At 54.5% G+C, this 9,032-nt stretch carries 9 protein-coding genes; 4 read left to right on the top strand and 5 right to left on the bottom strand.

Annotated features, from left to right (window positions below):
* From H5P28_RS10265 to H5P28_RS10255, 3 genes are all read right to left on the bottom strand, one after another.
* Positions 1-518 (bottom strand): hypothetical protein (locus H5P28_RS10265; protein ID WP_185675615.1); only part of this gene is annotated, 518 nt, incomplete at its 3' end.
* A complete protein-coding gene (locus H5P28_RS10260) occupies positions 515-958 on the bottom strand; it encodes a hypothetical protein (RefSeq protein WP_185675614.1) in 444 nt (147 codons plus the stop codon). The genes H5P28_RS10265 and H5P28_RS10260, both read right to left, overlap by 4 nt.
* 52 nt (positions 959-1,010) lie before the next feature.
* Complete coding sequence (locus tag H5P28_RS10255; RefSeq protein ID WP_185675613.1) at positions 1,011-2,624, bottom strand: TPR end-of-group domain-containing protein; 1,614 nt, start codon at positions 2,622-2,624, stop codon at positions 1,011-1,013.
* A 183-nt stretch (positions 2,625-2,807) separates the two neighbouring features.
* On the opposite strand from H5P28_RS10255, the gene H5P28_RS10250 reads away from it, so the two are divergent.
* The 3 genes from H5P28_RS10250 (at position 2,808) to H5P28_RS10240 (ending at position 5,023) form a co-directional block, all read left to right on the top strand.
* Positions 2,808-3,083, top strand: a complete 276-nt coding sequence (locus H5P28_RS10250; RefSeq protein WP_185675612.1) for a helix-turn-helix domain-containing protein — start codon at positions 2,808-2,810, stop codon at positions 3,081-3,083.
* Between the two features lie 81 nt (positions 3,084-3,164).
* A complete protein-coding gene (locus tag H5P28_RS10245) occupies positions 3,165-4,448 on the top strand; it encodes an IS91 family transposase (protein ID WP_185675611.1) in 1,284 nt (427 codons plus the stop codon).
* A gap of 53 nt (positions 4,449-4,501) precedes the next feature.
* A complete protein-coding gene (locus H5P28_RS10240) occupies positions 4,502-5,023 on the top strand; it encodes a hypothetical protein (RefSeq protein WP_185675610.1) in 522 nt (173 codons plus the stop codon).
* Positions 5,024-5,141: 118 nt separating this feature from the next.
* Here H5P28_RS10240 and H5P28_RS10235 read toward each other — a convergent pair whose 3' ends face one another.
* On the bottom strand, positions 5,142-5,759 hold the full coding sequence (locus tag H5P28_RS10235; RefSeq protein ID WP_185675609.1) for a hypothetical protein: 618 nt from the start codon (positions 5,757-5,759) through the stop codon (positions 5,142-5,144).
* Positions 5,760-6,647: 888 nt separating this feature from the next.
* Between H5P28_RS10235 and H5P28_RS10230 the strand changes: the two genes are divergently transcribed.
* Positions 6,648-7,763, top strand: a complete 1,116-nt coding sequence (locus H5P28_RS10230; protein ID WP_185675608.1) for a serine hydrolase domain-containing protein — start codon at positions 6,648-6,650, stop codon at positions 7,761-7,763.
* 186 nt (positions 7,764-7,949) lie between these two features.
* Here the strand turns inward: H5P28_RS10230 and H5P28_RS10225 are convergent, their stop codons facing one another.
* Positions 7,950-8,981, bottom strand: a complete 1,032-nt coding sequence (locus H5P28_RS10225) for an IS5 family transposase (RefSeq protein ID WP_185675592.1) — start codon at positions 8,979-8,981, stop codon at positions 7,950-7,952.
* Positions 8,982-9,032 lie beyond the last annotated feature (51 nt).

Here is a 9,032-nt window from a genome sequence, read left to right as displayed (position 1 = left end):
GTTGCCAATAGCCTCGCGGCCTGAATCATTTCCTCGGGCGATACCGTGCCCGCTCCGCTTGTCGCAAAGCCGAGTATCTCGCCCGAGTACCTCAGCCCGATCTCGGACCATTGGGCCAGCAGGGTATCATGGCGTACATCGCTCTTAAAAATGCGCTCATTGCCGTGCCCGGTATAGAGTTCGTAAGCGATATCCGGGGCACTCCCATCCAGGTCCCAGCCTCCCGGACGGGAGAACAGGTTGACCTCGCTGATCCAGACGTAATAGGTTGCCCCTGATTTCAAGGGCTGCCCGGCGATGAAGCCGGTTTCCTCATCGTGGTTGTCTCCCCACAGACCGGCAAAGAGCGCAATCCCCAGCACAACCAGCAGCGGAATATACCAGCCACTCTCCCTGAAGCGTTTAAGCCGTTCGTGTTCCCAAAGCCCAGCGAGCTTGTTCCAAGTACCTGACTCTACCGGGTTCGGAGCTTCGGGCTCTGACGATGGATCGTGTTCTTGAAGAGGTGGCGTGTTCATGGATTGTCGCAGGGGAAGCAATGCCCCTGCCGGTACGGCAGAACCACTATCGGCAAGGCATGGCTCTCGATGACTCCCTCCAGGCGCTGGAGGTATTTCTGGTGGGACGGTTTCTCAATGATGAGGATGATCGCGGCACGCCTGCCAGTCTGGGCCGCGCAGTTAAGGCTCTGCCCAATGGCCTCGGCCCACTTGTCGGCAAAATCGACCTCAATCGCGTACTCGTCGGTCAGGATGTCGCAGCGTGTTCCGTTGGGAAGGGAGATTTCGGTTTGGCCATGGAGAAGGACCGCTGCCCGATCTTGATAGTATGATTCAGGGTGCTGACGCGCTGCTTCCAGCGATACGCCAGTCAACAGAAGAAGGAATCCCAGCCGCAGGCACGGGAGCAAGCGATCATACGAAGTCTTAAGGCCGTTTCGCATAAGTGGCAGGATCATTTTTGGTTATCCCGATCCCTATCAAGTGGATAGCTTTTAATGATGCCGTACTTTACGGATACTTCAGTGGTGGATGCCAACCGTCTGACACGGGATCCGCATTTTGATTCGCTCCTTCTAAGGCACGGTTTTGATCGCACAGAAGAGACGCTGTGGAGGAACTGTCCCACACACCTTCCACGCCACGAACTACGTCAACCCATGTCTTTGTTTTACCGGGTTCGAGGTATCGGCACGTGAGCTTTCGTGTCTCCTGTCTTGCGCCTTTATTCAGGGTTATGGAGAACTCGATATTGGACAAGGGGAAGTGAGATTCATTGCTTAGAGTGACATCATCCCACACCCAGTCATCCGTAACGGTCCAGCTCCATCTTGGTGTTAGCAACTCAGCAAACTCCTTGCTGTAGGCTATCCTGACCCGCTGTAGATCGGGGTCTTCCCATGCCCAAGCCACGTGTGAGTAGCCCTGCCGAATGCTTGCGTCGAGCCACCGAAGAGAGTTCTCTAGGGCACCTGCCCTGCTGAGTAGACAGGCATAATTATAGCAAAACTGAGGATCGATTTCTCGTAACCTAAGGACATCGTTCGCATATTGCAGGGCCTCACCTAACGAGTTCACCCCCATGAGAGCAAATGCCAGTGCCTCGCGTATCTCTCCAGTTGGATCAGAAGGACTCATGGCCAGTAACTTTTTCCATAAGGACACAGCTAATTGGCCATTCGCTGTGCTTTGGGAAACTGCTTGGCCGTTTTGAAACTCCACAAGCCGAGCCTGCGAGGCTATGAGCGCAGCAAGAGAAACACAGGCAATGCGATAGTCATCGTAAACCCCGTCCGCAGGGACAAGCGATGCCGTGGCATATAAGTCTCTGGCTGTGTTGCCAAGTATGTCGCTGTCCTCCGCAAATGCTAGAGCCTTAAAGTAACTCAATGACAAGTGGGTGATTGCGTCACGCGGGCGTAGGCTGGTCTGCCTCTCCAGAACCCTTACGAGGGCACTCCAATCGTTTGTTTCAAGGAGACGAGTAACAACTTGGGCTTCCTCATCCGAAAGTTCCCAACCAATCTCAGAGGGAGCCCAACCATGTTTCTTTGCGAGCGTCCTCGCTGTTGCCTGAGCCTGAGTTAGGGATGCCAGATACCTATCTCCAATGCGTCTTGCTTCTGCATCAACAGCACGCTTTTGGGCCTCATCGCTCTCGTTTGATCTGTTCCACGCATCCGCAGCATATACAAGACCGCCGATGACAAGCGAAATAACTGCGGCATCCCCCGTGTCATACCCCGAATTGGTTAGGGTTGAGAAGCTTGCTGCACCAGCATAACCTCCTTCATAGCCAGACTGAAAACTATCTTGCTGCTGTCTTTTAGCCGCCTCGGCTTTGATTACGCTGATGTTGGCAAGGAAATCTGTATAAGCATCCAGTGCCGCAATAAAGTCTGTGAACCTTGCACCCAGAGCTTTATCGAGTTCATCATGCCTCTGGATATGCTGGCGGAACCGAACGGCTTCCTTCCGCAGTTCCGCTGACTCCGCAGTGAACTCATCCGGGTCCGAAGCGTATGACGGCCACTGACTGTAGAGAGACTCTAAGACCCTCACTAGGAACAGGTTTTCGTCCACATCGGCCTGTGGGGTTATGTCTGGAAGTTTTTCCTGTGCCAAAAGGTTGCTGCCGCAAACGACAGTAAGACTGGCAGTCAGGGTAAGCAAAAACGTGTACCATAACGCGCGCTTTACGGAATTGTAGCATGTATGCCTCGTTACGTAGTAAAAGCAGTCACTCATTTATATTTACCCTAAGTTCGTAGGGTTATCTGTCAAGCCCTACGATCATATGGTTGTGAGGTGGATAATTCGCTGGCGGAACTGGGAGACAGATTACGGTCATTACGAGCCAGGCATGGCCTTACACAGGAGGAGTTTGCCCAGTTGGCGGGTATCGGCTACAAGTTTTACCAGGACATCGAAGGTGCCCGGAAGAAAGAGATCTGGCTCTCGACCGTGGAACGCCTCGCCGCCCCTTATGGCTTAAGGGCGTGGCAGCTATTGACCCCCGATATGCCTGAGGGCTCAAAGGTGGCCCGCAAAAAAGTCGTCAGCAGCCGGGTGCACCGGAAGTAATTCCACCTGTCACAGCAGATTCGGTTGAAGAACTTGCTTTCAGGCTTGCCATGGGCGATGAACAAGTGAGCACTATCCGGCGTGCCGATTTCGCTCTATCGTCCGCGTCGCCCGAGGGCTTCTCCGCTATGGCAATGTCTGTCTGAGCACGGTAAAGCCTTTTTCGATCAATATGCGGTGCGCTTCGAACAGCGGGACGGCAGGTTGCGCACTGAGATTACGCCCACCCTGAAGGCCTTTGAAACCTGTGGCGATCTTTCCCGTGGATTTGCCCGGTTGCACTGTGATCACTGCGGCCATGATTACCTGGTGCCCTTCAGTTGTAAGCAGCGCTACTTTTGCCCGAGTTGCCATCAAAAGAAGGTGCAAGAGTTTGGAGAGCTTATCCGGCACGAAGTTGTGCGCAATGTCCCGCACCGGCAGGTCGTACTCACCCTGCCGAAGCGATTGCGACGTGCCTTTCTGTTCGATCGAAGCTTGTTCACCGATTTGAGCCAGATTGCCTGGCGGTGCTTGCGCGACTACATCCGATTACGACTGGGGACGCCCGATGGCCAGCCGGGCATGGTCATTGCTATTCAGACTTTCGGGGATTATCTAAATTTTCATCCGCACCTGCATATCCTTGTGACGGACGGAGCGTTTGTTGGCCACCGCACGTTCCATGCCTTGCATTACCTGGACTGGGAGCCCGCTGCCGAACTCCTGCGTCACCGCCTGCTCAAGCGCATGGTGAAGCGGAGAAAGCTCACCGCCGAGCAGGCCCGTCAGATGCTCAACTGGCGTCACAGCGGCTTCGGCATCCACGCGGGCAAGCGCATCCAGCGCGATGACCATGACGCCCTCGAACGCCTCGCACAGTACATTTTGCGCAACCCTTTCTCATTGGATAAAATGACCTACCTGCCCGAGAGCGGTGAAGTCATCTACCGCAGCAGGCGCAACTACGCCACCAAGCGGTACTGGGAACGTTTTGATGGGCCCGCGTTCATTGCTGCGATGGTCCGTCACATCCCGGCTCCCCGCCAACACCTGGTGCGTTACTACGGGGCCTACAGTAACCGCGCCCGGGGCGAGCGACGCAAGCATGCGCCAGTAAGCCGCGCCGCAGAGACATCGCTTCCGACGAAAAAATCCCTGGCCGACTTCGCCGCCTCCAGCGATAGAAACGCCCGACTCTCGCGTTCGCGCGCTTTTGATCGCGGCCTATTCGTTGATCCGCACCCCGACGCTCTTGCGCCCGCTCTCCACGCACCCGTAGCAGCGCCACACGACACTGCCCGCTTCCTCGGTGACGACCCGATATTATTCAGCTCGAGGCTGATCCCTTACCTCGCCTGGCGCGTAAAAAATGGCGTGAGCTGATTCAAAAAGTCTGGGAGATTGATCCGCTTGTTTGTTCCCGGTACGCCTACCTGATGCGTATCGTCGGCCTGACCGACAACCCCGACCTGGCCGCATCCACCCTCAAGCAGATGGGCTGCCACAACTATGCCACGGCCTCCCGGGGTGCGCGCGCGCCCCCGCCCGACGACGCTGGCGAACTGCTACTCGGGAACGAGCGCGAAGGCATCATCTATGAGCTTGAGCCCTGGGAAATCGCTCGTCGGGAACGCCTGGCCCGCTACGTCGCCGAACGCGACGCGCTGGCCGGGATTGTCATCTACCAGAGCGAGTACAAGGACACCTCCAGTGCCCCCGAGTCGATCCGAGCCGAGGATTGCATCAGCGAACATACAGGGGGTGCACCGGGCAGCCCGGATGAGTTCGACCAACGCCCTCCGTCCGAATGGGACACCTGCGAATGGGATCAGACTCCACTCGCCCAATGGGCGACTCAGGCAAACGACTCGGCAAACATCCCTCAAGCTGACAGTCACGGCTGGGACGCCATCGACCCCTTCCCGCCAGACGGCCTGCCAACCTTCTATATCGATTAATCTGCCTCCCGTCCGAGGTGGGCCCACATCATATTGCCCGTCTGGCCAATAAAACCCCAATTGTGATAGAAAAACCCGCTTTTTCCTTTCCAACGCATGCCCAAAAGACTAACCTGCCCTAAATGATACCCCGGCGCACCTCCCATACGTCCGCCCAAGGGCGGCAGCATGCCCAAATACCAAGAAAACTTACCCCAAACACATCAACCTCGATAATTGAATTTCCTATCAGTAACTCTTCGGCATCGGCGGTATTGCCAGCAATTTGATTCGATATTTTAGCCTGCTGCCCATTTAATTGATTTACAGCCATGCCTGTAAGCTGATTGCGAGACGGCCTCTTGGCTCCCCTGCGTTCATATTCAGCAGCAATCATTTCCATTTCTGGCTGTAGCTCTCTCAGGCTATAGCCGCCCCGAAGGTCTTCACCGGGACGGCCTTGCCCGAAAGGGGGCTGGCCCCCGCCTTTGGCGTAGCTATTTTGGCCAAAAGCTCTATCAATCGACGAATTTCCAGAACTAGGTAAAGAGGGCATTCCGCCCCCGCTTGCATAGCTTCCGGGCCCAAAAGCCATATCAATGCCGGAATTACCGGAACTAGGAAGCGGGGGCATGTTTGGATTGCGGCCATTAGCGATACCTGAACCAGGAACATCAAAGCTTGGATAGCTAGGAACGTATCCTTCGCCGGGAAGGCTTTCACTCGTCTGCCCAGCAAGAAAATCATTCAAGCTCATGCCAGTTCCGCGCCAGTTATCCGTAGTCATTGGATTGGCCGAAGGCGTACTCGCTGTTGGCTGCGGGGCCTGTGGAATCTGCGGGGTCTGTTGAGGTTGGCCAGACCCCAGCCAACCGGGCACGGGAGCAGTGGGGCCATTCGGATACAGGTTATTCCAATATTCATCCGCTCGTGCCTGTGCTTCGGGTGGAATGATAGTCAGGTCTGGAAGCGTTTCGTTCCCATTAGGAGTCATAGCCAATGCTCCACTTTGAATGCTTTGTGCCGCTTGGGGTGGGAGAACGGGGGGAGTGGATGGCCTATAGGCAGTATAATTGAATTTCCTATCAGTAATCAAGCCCGTCAGTCAATCCGGCCACATCTCCCACTGTTGCTCAAACTTATACTTGAGCGAGGTCTATGCAGGCGCTGTCGAGTCCGGTTCTTCGAGAATCTGGCGGGAATCACTGAGCTACATTACGCTAACTTGCATCTGGACAATCTGGAGTTCGACGCCAAAGAGATTTAGCGACCGAAGGAACTTGTGATCTCTCCCAAACAAGAACCTAGAGCATCCAAGCCTAAAAGATCCCAACAACTACCCACCTCCTAATCACTATTTCCATCTCAAACGAAACCTTGACTCAACAACCTAAGCACTCCATCAACTTAATAAGTGTTACCGATGTCCTAGGCCACGTGGACAAAATACTCGCGTCGCATCTCTTGGCGCTTTTTGACCCGAAATCCATGTCCTCGGCTCGACAATTCTTGAATTGCCTCACCTCGAAACCTGAATTTCGGCTTCAAAAATCGCCTACAGCTGCTCGTTCCGTATTTTGTCCACGCGGCCTAGTGTAAAGTGTAGTCGATGTCTGTGCTGTTCCTATCTTTATGACCTATCTTTATGAGTTTCAAAACAAATATAACCAACTCACCTAGGCGTTACCTAACCTACTTAATTGCCCTAGCATTTCCATGTTTTACTTTGACAGCAGACATAGACTCCGCAGATGACCTGAACGCTTCCTCTATTTCCGATGGCTTATGGTCAGGTGCGGTGGTCATCGCAGGAACAGCTGATGAAGTATTCTTCAAGCAGGCCTGGGGCTGGATGGACAAGGGAAAAACGATTCCGATGCATGAGGATGCAGTGTTTGATTTAGCCAGCGTGACTAAGGCTGTGGGAACCACTACAGCCATCGCCTTGTGCATAGACCGAGGCTTGATTGATCCCGACATAGATTTCACAAACTATCTAAACAATTACAATGGACAATTGGACAGTCCAGTCACGGTTCGCGATCTCGCCCGCCATCTCTCTGGTTTTAACAACGAAAAGCCATACGATAAAAAAGATCTAGTGATCGAACGTATTTTAAGGTTCTCTCCTGTCCGTCCCGCTGGAGAGCTCTATGAATATTCATGCGCCAATTTCATTCTACTTGGGCTCATTGCTGAGAACGCATCGGGGCAGAACATGACAGAATTTTGTGCGGAGCATGTTTTCGAACCGCTTGCCATGCGAAACACTCATTGGGCACCGTTAGAGAACCCTGATCCATCGCATGTAGTTAGGCAGGGCGTCACGCAAACGCTAGGTGTGGCCAGCGATCCTCCGGCTCGGCATGCGAATCAAGCGATCGGCAATGCAGGACTCTTTTCAACCGCTGAAGATTTATCAGCCTTTTGCCGCATGCTGTTAGCTAGCGGAATGTATAACGGGAAGCGAATTCTGTCTGAAGAGGTGGTTAAAATGCTAGGCATACGTCCCGACAGTCGTTCTCCAGTGGCGTTTGGCTGGCGAGTGGATTCGAAGCTCAATCCACCCTCACTCTCGGATGCGACAATGAGCCACACAGGCTGGAGTGGGGTGTCACTTTGGATAGATCCTACCAGTCAACGCTATGTAGTGGTATTGACTAATCGAACAGGCAATCATCGAAAAGCTGATCAATCGCGCCTAGAACTGGCGGAACAGGTGTTAAGTGCAACGGGGCCACTGAAGCGCGAACACAAATAAGATTTGAAATAGCGCAATGGGTTCAAAAGGCCACTTCGATTAAGGGAGTCATTTTGCTTGAGCCGTTCAGCTATGAGATTTCAGATGCCTGGAAGGGGGCTTGATGGGCAGTTGCAGGGAGTTGCGGTGGTTGTTTTGGCCTCAGATTGAGGCGTTTGGCGGCGATTTTCTCCCGATTGTGTAGGCTCAGCCCCTGGCATGGAACATGGCATAGCGGTCGAGGTTGTAGGTGAGGTTGGTAAGGGCGGTTTCGAAGCGACATCGTCTCTGGCCGATACGTCGGAAGCGGTCGCCGCCGAACTGGGCGATGCGGCCGAAGGCGTGTTCGACGCGGGAGCGGATGCGGCTCTTTTGCCTGTTGGCACGCTTTTGTTCACGGCTGAGCGGACGGGCGGCAGTGCCCTTTTCGCAGATGTTGGCGAGCATGGCGAAGCCTTTGAGCAGCGCGGCGATGAACGGCCCGACGTAAGCGCTGTCGGCCCACAGCACGGCCTCGCGGTCGCTCTCACGCAGCAGTTTCCCGACCGGTTGGGAGTCGTGGACGGCGGCGTTTGTGACGGTGAAGGTCTCGATAAACTTGCTGGCCGCATCGACTTTGACGTGGTTCTTGTATCCAAAATAGGATACATGGTTCTTCTGCGTCCAACGCGCATCGAGATCCTTCTGGCAGGCCCGGCGCGGCCTCTTGGCGATGCGTTCGGGCACCTCGCCGCGCTTGATCTGTTCGTTCTCATGGCGGCGGTTGCGCTGCTTGGGAGCCTCGATAAAACTGGCGTCGATGATCTTGCCGCAACTGGCGATCAAGCCCTGAGTGCGCAGTTGCTCGTTGAACAACTCGAACACAGCAACCATCCCCTCGGCTCCAAGGCGTTCCTTAAAGGACCAGATCGTCGCGTGATCGGGAGAACCATCGCCGGGGCGTAGCCCCACAAAGCGCAGAAAGCTGAAGCGATCAAGAATCTGAAACTCTGTCTCTTGGTCCGATAGGTCAAAGAAGCGCTGCAATACCAGCACCTTGAGCATCAAAACCGGACACCACGGAATGCGCCCACCCTTGCTTTGGTCGCCGTAGGAAAGGCGCTCCTCAAGCAACGCACGAAACGTCTCCCAATCGATCACATCAAGCCGATCCAGGCTGCTCTTACGCTGCGAAGCGCTGTCCGCGTGTTTCAAAATGTCGAAGAGATTGCTTTGGCTGCTACCAGTCTTTACGCGCATATCAGATTGTCTCCAGTTGTCGCAAAGAAGGCGAGGTTAATCGAAGTGGCC

It is taken from the genome of Ruficoccus amylovorans (assembly GCF_014230085.1).
GTDB lineage: Bacteria > Verrucomicrobiota > Verrucomicrobiia > Opitutales > Cerasicoccaceae > Ruficoccus > Ruficoccus amylovorans.
Note: the sequence above shows the minus strand (reverse complement) of the source record. Positions and strands in the feature narration are given on the sequence as shown.